Genomic DNA, 12631 nt, shown 5'->3' with positions numbered 1-12631 from the left:
GTCATTTCCCTTGTTTCCAAGCCAGATAACCGGCATTGCCGTTCAATGCGGATTCAACGTCGGCATTGCCCTGCGCTGCGAGCCATGCGTATAAATCACCGTACAGCGACGGGTTCATCGCCAAGAACGGAAGGAGCTGCGGATGCTGCGCCATCCGGAACTGCTGCTGATAATCCGCCGTGGTGCGTGCCTGTCGTATCGAGAACCCATCGATCAGACGATCATCTTCAGAGTCGGCCTGCTGCGCGGGGAACTGTCCGTTCGACAGCCGATCGAGCACTGAGCCTGCGTCATATCGCGGATTCGTCACCGGGGTGGAGAACGATGCCTTCGCAAACGCCGACGTGTTGTCAGATCCGCCCCGCGATTCATGCATCCCCTGTTGGGATTGCTGATGCACAGCAAACCGCTCGTCCTCCTCCCGCTGCGGGCGGAACCGCGCATCCGAGGCAGCTGCAGCCGTGCCTTGGGCTGTTGCAGGATACGTTTGAGCCGCTGCGGAAGCTGCGGAAAGATTCGCGGCCTCGGAGTCGAAACCATGATGTTGCCCTGTCGCAGGCCATGTGGAGGAATCAGTGGTCTGATAATCACCGGAATAATTCGTCGCCTGGCTGTAGGTCCTACGGATGGGGAACGATGCCGTGACAGGATAGGACGCCTCATGGTCGGGCGTCTCATTCTGTGCCTGGTAGCGCTCCTGAACCTGGGACTGGGCCTGCGACTGGATCTGCGACTGGCGCGAAGAGGCCTCGGGCGATTGCGAATCACTCTGGGATTGTGTCTCTTCTTCCGTCGTCGGGGCGTTCCCAGCTGTCTGGCTACCCTCGGATTCAGAAACATTGGTGGAGGCAACGGTACCGGTAGATTCAACGGTACCGACGGATGCATCAGTAACGAGCGAATCTGCAACATCACGGGATTCAGCAGCACCAGCGGATTCAGCGGTATTAGCGGATTGAGCAGTATCGACAGCTGCAGCATCAGCGACGACGCCTTCACTCTGTTGCGATTGTGTCGCCCCCTCCACAGTGTTACCGGGAGTCATGACGGCATCCGCAGCATCAGGGACTTCAGAAGCCGGTACTTCGGTTTCGTTCTCAAACGGCTGGGATGCTGACTCGACGGATGCTGTGTCTGTCACAGACTCCGCAGCAGCAACAGTCGTCGCCTCTGCAACAACCGGTGTCGTTACACCAGCCGATGCGTCCGGGGCGGGATTGCCACCAGTTTGCGACTCACCGTTTGTTTCCGACGCACCGTTTGCTTCTGACTCACCGTTTGCTACCGACGCACTCTGCGCTGCCGACGCGGATTGAGCAGCCGATGGACCATCAGCGCCCATGATTCCTGCGTTCGCCTCATCCGAATCATCGTGTGCCGCGGCTTGCGCCACGACGTTCTCGGCAACAACGCTCTCCGCGACGATTCCATCAGCGTGGGAGTACGCACCGTTGTGCACAAGGACCGACCCCTGTGCGTTGCTCTGGGCACCATTCGTGGGACCGTGCGTGCCATCCCACTCCTCTGGCGCAGGGCTTGTCGTCACATATGATTGCACCAAATGCGCGGTATTGAGCTCATGCACCCTTCCGCGCACCGCGTTCGCATCAAAAGCTGTGGTGGGCTCGCCGGCGCGCACATCAAGAATCTGATCCACGCTCATCGCACCATTCGCCGCATTGGCGATCTGATCAGGAGTGAGGTTCTCGAACAGACTCTGCACCGGATGCTCACCGGTATCATCCGAGGAAACCTCGCGGAAATCAACAGCCTTGTCGCCGAATTGCAAATGCATGGGGGAACGCTGGAACGTAATTTGAGTGCCTAGCGGAACCCTCATCAGCCCGCCATCATCACGCACCACGAAGGTGCCGTTCGTCGAACCCAGATCCTCCAGCATCGCGCGTCCATAGGCATCCACGGTGAGCTTGGCATGCCGTTTGCTCATCGATTTTTCGGAATCGGCCACATCAACACGCCGGTCGGCATCCGCCTCGACCATCGGCCGGATGGGTTTGCGACCCACAACGACGGATTCACCTGGCTTGACACGGGTGAGCTCCACGCCATCGACTTCGATTGCCCAGAGCACATCGCTCGCATCCTCGTCCACGACTACCTCCTTGATTGCGGCATGCACCTACTGTTTGCTATTGTGTCATGCCGACTTTGAAGAAAACGCGAAATCCAGAAAATTCTCGAGGAATCTCAACATATCACGATTCCACTTCGAACTGTAAGCCGTCTGACATTCACCCAACAGCGTACCGCGAATCAATGCCTGCGGCATACAACGACACCGACAATCACGATCCCATTCAGCAATGCAGTCGCTGGAACCTCCCATCGACCTATGAGCGTCCTACAGGACGCCCCACGTGACCTTCACGTGACGCTCAAGCGACGCTCAAGTGACCTTCAAATGACCTTGACCTTGCGTGTGGGATCATCCGCATTCGCACACCGACAGCCGCAAATGCAGAAACCCCGAACCGCATGCACGGCTCGGGGTCTTGTAAACCAGAATGTAAAAGGAACTACTTGAGTTCGACGGTGGCGCCAGCGGCTTCGAGATCAGCCTTGGCCTTCTCAGCGTCTTCCTTGGAGGCCTTCTCGAGGACAGCCTTCGGAGCGGAGTCCACGAGACCCTTGGCGTCGGCCAGGCCGAGGTTGGTGAGAGCACGCACAGCCTTGATGACAGCGATCTTCTTGTCGCCGACAGCGGTCAGCACGACGTCGAACTCAGTCTTCTCGTCCTCAGCCGGAGCAGCGCCAGCAGCCGGAGCAGCAGCGACAGCAGCAACCGGAGCAGCAGCCTCAACGTCGAACTCGTCTTCGAAAGCCTTGACGAAATCGGACAGCTCAACGAGGGTCATTTCCTTGAAAGCATCGAGGAGCTCTTCAGTGGAAAGCTTAGCCATTATGGCTTCCTTTCAATCATTGGCATCGGCTGTTTTCTATCGGTTACCGATGCCGAAGTTTCTTGTTTGTTTTTGCGGCTTCCGCGTGAGCGGCGCCGTTGTGATGTGTGCTGGATGATTCGCGGCTACGCCGCAAGAATCAGGCAGCCTTCTCCTGCTTTTCGCGCAGCGCATCGACGGTGCGAACCAGCTTGGTCGGCAGAGCGGTGAACGCGTACGCAGCCTTGGCCATCGTGCCCTTGAGAGCGCCAGCCATCTTGGAGAGGAGAACCTCGCGGGATTCGAGATCGGCGAGCTTCTTCACACCCTCGGCGTCGTACACGGTTCCATCTGCGAAACCGCCCTTGACGACGAGCTGCTTGTTTGCCTTGGTGAAGTCACGCAGGACCTTGGCGGCCTCGACGTAGTCGCCCTTGACGAAAGTGATTGCGGTCGGACCGGCGAGATACTCGTCGAGACCTTCCACGCCCGCTTCCTTGGCGGCAATGCGTGCCAGCGTGTTCTTCGCCACAGTGTAGGTTGTATCGGTGCCCAGCTTCTCGCGCAGGTCAGAGATCTGCGGGACGCTCAGGCCGCGATATTCGGTGAGATAGACCGCGTCGGCATTACGGAACTGATCCGTAAGCTGGGCAATCACCTCTGCCTTTTCGGGCCTCTTCATGGCGTTCCTTCCTAAATCAACCATTGACCGAACGCATTGCCCAGATTCAACAAAAAGCCCTGCCACACAGGCAGAGCACCAAACAACGCACAGCAAAGCTGCGACTTCATGATTCTCAACCTGCGGTGGCTTCCTTGCGGAATTTCATGGACGACTCGTCCAACCAACGGTCTGTGGTTTACAGAGGGTAAGATACCAGCGGATCCCGATTTTTGCAATACGGCGTGTTGCATAGGAAACCGCTGGCATCAACCCAAATCAGCCCCGGGCACCCAGTCCCAGGTGGTGGGCGAAGGCCAATCCGAACCTGCCCGGCCCCGGACACCACATCCCTCGGGCGCCTCAGCCCAAGGCACCCTTAGGCCTCCTTGGCCATCATTGGCACTCAGAATGGCGCCGAATGCTGCTCACAACCTGCCCAAGATGTTGAGCACCAGCCTAGCAGCCACGTTCGCGTAATCGGTGATGTCGAAGGTGCGGAACTCTTCATATTCCACATCAGCCTCGTCGCTCAACGCACGAATCACCAAGGCAGGCACGTCATTGCGCGCCGCCACGTGCGCCACTGCGGCTCCTTCCATCTCGACGGCATCAGCGCCAGTCTGCTCCTTGACCTTCGCCACGAGCTCATCGCCCGCCACGAAATAATTGCCCGTGGCGATCACGCCGCGAATGTGGTGGATTCCCATGGAGTCGAGCGCAGCATCCGCAACATCCAGCAAATGCGGGTCGGAATGGAATTCATCCGTGCCCGGCGCTGACTGCCCAATCAGGCGCATGTCGGAATCAAGGTAGCGCAGCGTTTTGCCGAGCACGACATCGTTGATGCGCAGTTCACGATTGAGATTGCCGGCGATACCCGAGAAGATGATGGCGTCCGGCGCATACGTGTCGATGAGATACTGCGTGGCGCTGGCGGCGTTTACCGTACCCATGCCGCTCACGGTGGCGGCGACGCGCAAGGTGCCGGCGGCGCCTTCAAAGGTTCCTTCCGTCAGGTTGAGCCCCGCGTGGTGCGCGGTGGTGACGGACGACAGGGATTCAGCGATATGCGCGACTTCTTCGTCCATCGCTCCGATGATGGCGATCGTGGTCATGATGGTCTCCTCATTTTTGGTCGATATGGTGGTCGATTACTGATATGCAGGGAACGGTTCGGGGAACTGCCGGGGAACTGCGGGGGAACTGCCGGGGAACGAAGTCAAGGAAGCGACGGACACGCCACGCTCCACGCGCTGTAGGCGCCGGAGGTCAGCCGCGACTAACGTCGGTCGCGAGCGCGCCTCGCCCGCACAGCAGCGGCGAGCTCATGCAGCAGCACGTCCGTCTCCGGCCAGGCAATGCACCGGTCCGTGACCGACTTGCCGTAGATCAACTGGTTCAGCGGTGCGGGCTTTTGGTTGCCGCCTTCGATGAAGCTTTCCATCATGACGCCGGTGATTCCGCTCTCGCCTTGCGCAAGGCGCGCCGCCACATCGCGCACGACCTGCGCTTGGCGGATTTCATCCTTGCCGGAATTGCCATGTGAGCAGTCGATGATGAGCCCATGCGCGCATGCGCTGTCAGGCGGCATGACGGAGCGAATCTGCATCATGGCTGCCGCCACGTCCTGAGCGGAATAATTGGGGCCATGGCTCGAGCCGCGGAGCACGACATGGCAGTTTTCGTTGCCGAGTGTTTCCACCGCGGCGGCACGCCCCTCATGGTTGATGCCGAAGAACGTGTGCCGCTGTGCTGCGGTGATGCATCCGTCGAGCGCAGCCTTGACGCTGCCGTCCGTCGCGTTCTTGAAACCGATGGGCATCGACATGCCGGATGCCAGCTGGCGGTGCACTTGGCTTTCGGTGTTGCGGGCACCGATGGCTCCCCAGGTGATGGCGTCCGAAATGTATTGGGGGCTTGTGGGCTCCAGGAATTCCGTCGCCGCCGCCACGCCCGTGCCAAGCACATCAAGAAGTGTCTTGCGCGCCAGCAGCAGGCCTTTCTTCACGTTGTTGGTACCGTCAAGGTCAGGGTCGTTGATGAGACCCTTCCAACCGATTGTGGTGCGCGGTTTCTCGAAGTACACGCGCATGATGATGAGCAGGTCGTCTTCAAGTTCTGCGCGCACTTTCGACAGCCGTTGCGCATAGTCAAGCGCCGCGGCAGGATCATGCACAGAGCAGGGACCCACTATGACAAGCAGCCGGTCATCACGCCCGTGGAGCACGTCGCGCAACTCGTCGCGCGATTCGATAACGAGTTCCCTGTCAGCAGGCGTGAGCGGCAGTTCGCCCAGCACCTGTGCGGGGCTGGGCAATGGGTCGAGCTCGAACACGCGACGGTTGATGATGGGGTCGATCCCGACTTTGTGCTCCCACGCGTTCTCTTTGAGGTATTCGTTGGGGTTGCCGCCTTGTGCAATGATGCGGCGCACGCGCTTGGCCTCATGGGTGTAGGCGGAGTCCGCGAGCACGGACGCAGTCCGCGTGGTGCCTGTCTGCGATGCCGAATCGCGAGATTCGAAAATCCGCTGTTCCGAATCCTGCGAGCGCTGGATGCTACCGTTGGCGTTATGAGCGGCTTCAGTGCGTGAGACTTCACCCTGCGTGATTTCGCGCTGTGTGATTTCGCGCTGCGCGATTTCATCCTGGGACACTTTACCTTGGGTCACTTCACCTTGGTTTTTCCCATCCTGCGTATTGCCAGCCTGCGTTATTTCACTCATGGGTTTGCGCCTCCCCGCCGCTCTGGCTGTCCTGTGCCGCGCGTGCACGCCTCATCCGCACAGCGCTGGCAAGTTTGCGCAGCAGTTCCTCAGTGCGCGGCCATGCGATGCATCGATCCGTCACGGATTTGCCATACACAAGCGTGTTCAACGGACCGGGATCCTGATGCCCGCCTTCGATGAAGCTTTCCATCATGACGCCGGAAATTCCATTCTCGCCATCAGCTATGCGGGCTGCCAAATCTTCCACGACCTCGGCTTCGCGCACTTCGTTCTTGCCGGAATTTCCGTGAGCGGCATCGATGATAACTCCATGCGAAGCGGCCTCGCCCACACGGGATGCCCGCAGTGCGGTAAGTGCCTCAGCCACGTCCTTCTTGGAATAATTCGGCCCGTGCGTAGAACCTCGCAGAATGATATGGCAGTCGGGGTTTCCCTTGGTCTCCGCCGCAATCACATGCCCGTCGAGGTTGATGGAAAGGAAATGGTGTTCGTTGGCAGAGGCGAAACACGAGTCTGCCGCAGCCTTCACATTGCCATCCGTTGAATTCTTGAATCCAATGGGCATCGACATACCGGAGGCAAGTTCGCGATGCACTTGGCTTTCGGTGTTGCGAGCGCCGATCGCTCCCCAGCTGACCAAGTCACACAGATATTGCGGCGTGATGGGGTCCAACCATTCCGTTGCCGCGGGCAGGCCTTGGTGGGCCACGTCCAGCAGTATGCGGCGTGCAAGCCACATACCCTTGCGAATGTTGAAAGTGCCATCCAGATCAGGGTCATTGATGAGGCCCTTCCAGCCGATCGTGGTGCGCGGTTTCTCGAAATACACGCGCATGACGATGAGCAGGTCGTCTGACAGCTGGGATTTGAGCTCTCCCAAGCGGTTCGCGTAATCCTTGGCGGCTTTTGCATCGTGAATGGAGCATGGCCCCACGATGACAAGCAACCGATCATCCCGGCCATGGAGCACGTCACTGATCTGGCGGCGAGAGTCACGCACCAGCTTGATGATGTCGCGCGATAGGGGCAGCTCGTTGATAAAAGCGCGTGGCGCCGGAATGGGGTCGAGCTGGCGGATGTTCACGTCCACAGTTTCAGGAAGCACGGCCTTCGCGCCCAGCTGCGCCGTATCCTCCGAGCTGTCGGGACCCTTGAACTGCACCATCGAGACACTCATCCTTCCTCAGTGCGTGACGTGTGCGACACGCTATCCGCGCTGCGCCTAGCCATCGCCACAGCGATGCATCGCGCCTTGCAAAGCCTTATTCGCCGGGCATGATGCCCAGCTCACCTGCCACGCCGATTCGTCTGGCAGACAAAACGCTGGCCGCGCCGCCCTCGCTGTGCACTTGCGGTGCGGCGCGGCCACCAAGACCACTACTATACGATGTCGCGTCAACCGATATGACGCGCGGCCGCCTCGGTGACCATCCATGGCGTGCTGAAAGCCCGCTGCATGAGTGTCATCGAAGACGGCCGCGTTCTATCGGTCGGTTTGCCGGCATCCGAATCAGGCAAGCGCCCCCATCGGATCCCATTCGGGCAGCATGATTGCCGGCTTGGCAAGAGCCGCCTGGTATTCGGCTGGCAGCATGGTGCGCGGCACCGCCACTTCATACACGTATTGGTCGAACCACGGATCGTCCATCGTGAAGTAGCCCTTGTCGGCGATATCGGCACCCCACGAATTCTCGACACGCCACCTATTCGTGGACATGCCATCATCCGCCACATCCACTCCCACGAACGCCATCGCATGGTTCATCGCAGAGTCCGCGAAACGCACGCGTTCCTGCTTGTCCATGTCGAACGTCGTGTCGTAGACGCGACCATACTCGAATAGGTCGGTCGCCCACGCACCGTTCTTGCGGTCCATCATCGGATGGCAGTCCGCGCCGAACCACACGGGAATCCCCTGCTCGGAAAGGATACGACGCACGCAGTCCTTCATGAACTGCACCGGCACATTGAGGTATTCGGTGGGGTCGCCGCCCACCACGTTGCCCAAGTGTTCGATGCCGATCTTGACGCCCTTGGGATGCTCCTCGCGAGGATCGTCGACGAGACACACATAATCCTCAAGGCCAGCATCCACATAGGTGTGCCAGAACTGCTGCGGAGTCATGGTGCCAGCGCGATGGAACTGCCCGTCATCGTCGGTCCACTCCCACTCGAAGCTGCGCGGCGGCTCACCCAAGTGGATCGTCAGCACGCGGTGCGCAGCAGCGAGAGCATCCTTGGCAATGTCCGCCGTGCGCTGAGCGGCTTCATCAGCCCCGGAAGTGGCGTCCACTGTCTCAAACATGCGGCACACCGCCTGACGCAACAGGGAGCGCAGCATGGTGTTCATCTGCGAGGTATTCTGCGACGACGCGGTCTCCGGGTAGAAATCCTTGGGCACGGCACCATACTTCTTGTAGATGTTCAATGCCATTGTCCATTGGCCGCCGTCGCCCATCACGTCATGGAGCAACGCTTGCACGAGGCGTGAATCATTGGGTTCGCCGGCGAGTGCGAGGGCGCGCATGTCTTGCAGGAAGTAATTGGCGCGCTCAAGCTTGTCGAAGAACATCGCATAGTTCTGCGAAAACTCGAAGGACTTGATGCCAAGGTTCTTCTTGGCAATGAACCGCGCCACGTTAAGTGAGCTGAACAGCCAGCAGCGGCCGGAACGGCGCTGGTTCGTCACATCACCGTTATCGACAGTGACGGAGAACCGCCGCTGCAGACGGCGTGCGCGGTCATAGTTGCGCGCCACATCATCGATGCCAGCGTTCACCACAGCGTTCATTGCGATGCGGTTCGCTTCGCGTGCATCGAACGCAGCGGTGAGCTCATCGAGCGTGCCCTCGGTCAAACTCGCAGCGGGCGATGCAGGGTCAAAAGCAGAGTTCATGGAAGTCGAAGCCATTACGACGGCACGCCTCACTTATTCTCGGTGGCGCCATCACCAGCGGTCTGACCGTCGGCCTTTGCAGCGTCATCCTCGCCTTGCGCTTCCTGCTGAGCCTGTTCGGCGACTTTGGCGTCGGCCGCCTTCTCCTGCTGGATGTCCTGCAACACACTGCCCATGGAACCGAACGCGTTGCTAAAAATGGACTTGAGCTCGTCCACGCGACGGGTGATCGCCGTCTCGCGGTTCTGCAGCTCCTCGATGCGCTTGTCAAGACCATCGATCTCGTCTTGCGCGGCGGCGCGGCGCTTTTCAATGGCTTCCGCAGCTTCCTTGTTTGCCTTATCGAGAATTTCCTGGCGCTCGGCGTCAGCTGCCTTGCGGCGGTTTGTCGCGTACTCGTCGGCCTCGTCGCGCTTGGCCTGCGCCTCGTCGAGCGTCTTCTTGGCGCTCGCCTCGGTCTCCTTGCGCTTGGCCTCAAGGTTAGCGAGCATCTCGTCGACCTTCTTCGTAGCATCCGCTTGCTCGTCGGAAATCTTCTGACGAGACTGCTCAGCCTCCTGCGACACCTTCTTCAAGGTCTGGGTGCGCTGCACCTGGGCATCGTCATTAATCTGGCGGGCGGAAGCCTTCGCCTGGTCAGTAATCTCGTTTGCCTTGCGCTGAGCCTCGGTCATCATCTTGGCAACCTGATCACGAGCGGCGTTCACTCGCTCGTTTGCATCATCAATCGCCTTCTGAATCTGATCATTCGCTTCGGAACGACGTGCCGCGAGTTCATCATCAGCGGCCTTGCGCTGAGCTGCGATGGCCTGGGTGCTCTGCGCCTTCTGGTCAGCGAGCTGAGTCTCCACCTTGGATTTCTCAGCTTCGAGCTGCTTGTCGTGCTCGGCGCGCTTGTTTTTCAGCTCAATCTGCAGCGACTGGCGCTGATCGTTCATCTCCTTGGTGGCGGTGGACGTGATCTGCTGTGCGGAGGCTTGCGCGCTGCTCAGAATGGACTGCGCCTTCTCCTGCGCGTTCTTGATCGTAACGTCGGAATTCTGCTTGGCTTGCGAACGCATGCGCTCTGCATCCAACTTGGCGTTGTTGATGGTGGTGGTGGCGTTGTCCTGTGCATTCTTGCGGATGTTCTCGGCATCCTTCTTTGCACGGGCAAGCAGCTGCTTGCTTGTCTGCTCAGCAGAGGCGAGCAATTGCTGGGCGTTGGCGCCCAGATTGCTGTAGGTGCTCTTCTGCGGGGTCTTCTTCGCCTTCTCCTCCTGAAGGTCCGCCTCCAGCTGAAGAATGCGGCTGTCGTAGACGCGGATTTGCTCGCGCAGCCTGTTCACGCTCTCCCTGCTGCTGGCGACGTACTCGTCGACCTTCTCCTTGTCATAGCCGCGCAGAACCGTGGGAAACATGTCATCAGCCATTTGGATGTCCTCTTCCTGGAACAACGTCCTCTTCCTGGAACCTAGGGAATGACAAACCTAGGAAACGACCGGATACAATTTGCGGCATGGCGCCGCTCACCATGCTTAACGATACCCTTTTCTTGCCCCGTGTGTCATCACTTTACGAAGCTCTCACACGATTTCCACACCTTTCGCGGCGCATCGGCGTGTCGAGAGTGTCGAACACATCATGGCACCGAGATACCAGCTTCCCCCCTGCTGGAATCGGACTGCGAATCCAAGGAGCCGTCCTCCATCCACACTTCATCATGGTTCCAGCGGAAGAACCACCTCCAATACTCCCATGGCCAGTCAGCGCCCCATCCTATATCCCATTGGGAGCATTGCCACATTGCAATGAAGGAATACGGCAAGAACCACAGGAAGGGAAACAAGTCAATCCACCATGCGAAAGGACCGTATTGCTGCAAAGCCCCCGAAGAGATGATGCCTGCCAGCGCACACGCAGAAATCGAGCACACCGCCAGCCCCGCCACGATGTTGCGCATTGCAAGCCCCTTCTGGGTTTTCTTGTTCCAATCCACGAAATCCATGCCATGCGCCCACGGGCACACATAGACCGTCATGGTATCGCCATCAGACATCTGAGGCATGAAGTCCTCGGTCGAGATCCACGGATGCCAGCCATCGAAGCCGTGCGCGCGCACAGGAATCCTGCGTATCTCGGCCTCGCCCGGATGCCTGTATTCGCACCACGGCAAGAAGAGAGTCTCGGGACCCGCCATCTTGCGCAGCTTCCCCTCCACGGGATGTGACGACGAGGAGGCCATGCATGCCAGCATCCGTGTGCCGCGAACGAGAGGGAACAATCCGATGAACGCGGGGAACAGAATCTCCCAAATCCATCCAAACCGCCAGAAGGTGAGAGAGGAAGAATGCTGATTGGCCAGCATAATCTCGATAACGCAGCGTCCCGCGCACCCCAGTATCGTCCCAATGATGAGGACAATCACCAACGTACTTTTTTTCAAAGCAGGCGCGGAAACAATCCGCGCGGCCATCTTCATGGGATCCACTCCCACATCGAGAGCAACAGAAGGGCCGATTCCGCCAACCTGGTCTCCCGAATCAGGACTTTCGGAAGCAAATGCCTTGGTTTCGCTTTCGATCTTCGAAAGATAGTTCTCTTGAAAGACGTAGCCGCCCGGCAAGTAGTCCCCGGGTTGGATATCCGGTGACGGCATGTCCGAGGATTGATCATTCGCACCGATCATCGCTGCCTCCCGTCAGCGCCTTGATTGCGCCATAAGCTGCTCTGCCCTCTGAAACCCGAAACTGCACCACCCAGTTTGATCACCCTTTACCACCGTCCTCTCAGCCCATAGGGAATCAAGGAGAGGAAGAAGGGAGCAAAATCCAACTCCCATAACGGATCGGCGCACCATACGTCCATCAGCAAATTCCAATACTGGGGATTGCTGCCAGACGTGGGAAAGCCCTGAATCAATTTGCCCGGCAACGAAGTCTGTCCCCAAAAGGCACTATCCAACGGCACCGAGGCAATGAGCAGTATTCCCAAAAGAATCTGGAAAACGCTCCATCCGATATACCCTGCTTGGCGAATCTCGAAAAAATCCCGTCCTGTGCCAAGAATGCCCCACGGCGACAAATCATTGACATACACCCGGAGGGTATCGCCGACTTTCAAACGTCGTGAACGCCCCCACAGGCGCACTTTGTCGTCCAGAGACCAAGGGATTCCGTGCCTCTTCAACTCAACGGTGAAGAAGTAAACTTCCGACCCAAGATCACGCTTCGAATTGCACTCCACTACCGTTGCTTCAACGGCTTCTCGCCGACGAGCAATGGTAAGGCATACAAGTCGCCAAATGCCTTTCAGGAGTGCGAACAGAGCAAAGGCCCACACGATGCAGAAAATACACCACATCGTTCCATGAATGGGGAAGTATACGTCATCGGAATGGTGATTGCGATACCAGTGAGGACTGTGATGAAATCGACTCATCACGATGCTCATCTGAGTCATCA

Annotated in this window: 10 protein-coding genes; all 10 read right to left on the bottom strand. The window is 58.7% G+C overall.

The window, feature by feature from the left end; translation table 11 throughout:
- Position 1: 1 nt before the first annotated feature.
- The 10 genes from CLV65_RS03800 to CLV65_RS03755 all read right to left on the bottom strand — a co-directional run bounded on the left by CLV65_RS03800 (position 2) and on the right by CLV65_RS03755 (position 12620).
- Positions 2-2113 carry an FHA domain-containing protein gene (locus tag CLV65_RS03800; protein WP_094690613.1) on the bottom strand — a complete coding sequence of 704 codons (2112 nt, stop codon included), beginning with the start codon at positions 2111-2113 and terminating at the stop codon, positions 2-4.
- A gap of 424 nt (positions 2114-2537) precedes the next feature.
- On the bottom strand, positions 2538-2921 hold the full coding sequence (rplL, locus tag CLV65_RS03795; RefSeq protein ID WP_094690614.1) for a 50S ribosomal protein L7/L12: 384 nt from the start codon (positions 2919-2921) through the stop codon (positions 2538-2540).
- Positions 2922-3060: 139 nt separating this feature from the next.
- On the bottom strand, positions 3061-3582 hold the full coding sequence (rplJ, locus tag CLV65_RS03790) for a 50S ribosomal protein L10 (protein ID WP_094690615.1): 522 nt from the start codon (positions 3580-3582) through the stop codon (positions 3061-3063).
- A gap of 407 nt (positions 3583-3989) precedes the next feature.
- A complete protein-coding gene (gene mtnN, locus CLV65_RS03785) occupies positions 3990-4679 on the bottom strand; it encodes a 5'-methylthioadenosine/S-adenosylhomocysteine nucleosidase (RefSeq protein ID WP_094690616.1) in 690 nt (229 codons plus the stop codon).
- A gap of 164 nt (positions 4680-4843) precedes the next feature.
- Positions 4844-6289, bottom strand: coding sequence for a 3-deoxy-7-phosphoheptulonate synthase (locus tag CLV65_RS03780; protein WP_094690617.1), 1446 nt, complete (start codon positions 6287-6289; stop codon positions 4844-4846).
- A complete protein-coding gene (locus tag CLV65_RS03775; RefSeq protein WP_094690618.1) occupies positions 6282-7457 on the bottom strand; it encodes a 3-deoxy-7-phosphoheptulonate synthase in 1176 nt (391 codons plus the stop codon). Before CLV65_RS03775 ends, CLV65_RS03780 begins: the two co-directional genes overlap by 8 nt.
- 345 nt (positions 7458-7802) lie before the next feature.
- Entirely contained in the window at positions 7803-9188 is a 1386-nt protein-coding gene (locus tag CLV65_RS03770) for a C1 family peptidase (protein ID WP_094690657.1), read from the bottom strand.
- A 29-nt stretch (positions 9189-9217) separates the two neighbouring features.
- Positions 9218-10600: a DivIVA domain-containing protein gene (locus CLV65_RS03765; protein WP_144441836.1), complete on the bottom strand. Its 1383-nt coding sequence runs from the start codon at positions 10598-10600 to the stop codon at positions 9218-9220.
- 209 nt (positions 10601-10809) lie between these two features.
- Positions 10810-11856, bottom strand: a complete 1047-nt coding sequence (locus CLV65_RS03760) for a hypothetical protein (protein WP_094690620.1) — start codon at positions 11854-11856, stop codon at positions 10810-10812.
- Between the two features lie 86 nt (positions 11857-11942).
- Entirely contained in the window at positions 11943-12620 is a 678-nt protein-coding gene (locus CLV65_RS03755) for a hypothetical protein (RefSeq protein WP_144441837.1), read from the bottom strand.
- Positions 12621-12631 lie beyond the last annotated feature (11 nt).

Origin of the sequence: Pseudoscardovia suis (assembly GCF_002797875.1) — a bacterium.
Taxonomy (GTDB): Bacteria; Actinomycetota; Actinomycetes; order Actinomycetales; family Bifidobacteriaceae; genus Pseudoscardovia; species Pseudoscardovia suis.
This window is presented reverse-complemented; position numbering and strand designations above follow the sequence as displayed.

Coding starts and splice junctions, on each gene's coding strand:
- CLV65_RS03755 (WP_144441837.1), bottom strand. CDS start 12,620: ATGAGCATCGTGATGAGTCGATTTCATCACAGTCCTCACTGGTATCGC.
- rplJ (WP_094690615.1), bottom strand. CDS start 3,582: ATGAAGAGGCCCGAAAAGGCAGAGGTGATTGCCCAGCTTACGGATCAG.
- CLV65_RS03780 (WP_094690617.1), bottom strand. CDS start 6,289: ATGAGTGAAATAACGCAGGCTGGCAATACGCAGGATGGGAAAAACCAA.
- CLV65_RS03770 (WP_094690657.1), bottom strand. CDS start 9,188: ATGAACTCTGCTTTTGACCCTGCATCGCCCGCTGCGAGTTTGACCGAG.
- CLV65_RS03775 (WP_094690618.1), bottom strand. CDS start 7,457: ATGGTGCAGTTCAAGGGTCCCGACAGCTCGGAGGATACGGCGCAGCTG.
- CLV65_RS03760 (WP_094690620.1), bottom strand. CDS start 11,856: ATGATCGGTGCGAATGATCAATCCTCGGACATGCCGTCACCGGATATC.
- CLV65_RS03765 (WP_144441836.1), bottom strand. CDS start 10,600: ATGGCTGATGACATGTTTCCCACGGTTCTGCGCGGCTATGACAAGGAG.
- rplL (WP_094690614.1), bottom strand. CDS start 2,921: ATGGCTAAGCTTTCCACTGAAGAGCTCCTCGATGCTTTCAAGGAAATG.
- mtnN (WP_094690616.1), bottom strand. CDS start 4,679: ATGACCACGATCGCCATCATCGGAGCGATGGACGAAGAAGTCGCGCAT.